We start from the raw sequence: 203 nt of genomic DNA on the forward strand, positions 1-203 counted from the left end.
CTGACGCGCTGGCGCATCAAGCGTATGAAGCGCCGCAAGGCGAACTCGAGACGACGCTGGCGACGATCTGGGCCGAGCTATTGGGTGTCGAGCGTGTGGGCCGGCACGACAGCTTCTTTGCGCTCGGGGGCCACTCGCTGCTGGCGGTGCGGTTGATGAACCGGGTCAGAGGACTGGGCGCTGACGTGCCGCTGGCGACCTTG

General features: G+C 67.0%; 1 protein-coding gene. It reads left to right on the forward strand.

Going from position 1 to position 203, the window contains the following annotated elements; genetic code table 11:
• On the forward strand, positions 1–203 hold a 203-nt coding region (locus KQH55_RS16010), incomplete at both ends, for a phosphopantetheine-binding protein (protein WP_235091661.1).

The sequence above is a fragment of the Mycetohabitans sp. B3 genome (assembly GCF_021498065.1).
Classification (GTDB): Bacteria; Pseudomonadota; Gammaproteobacteria; order Burkholderiales; family Burkholderiaceae; genus Mycetohabitans.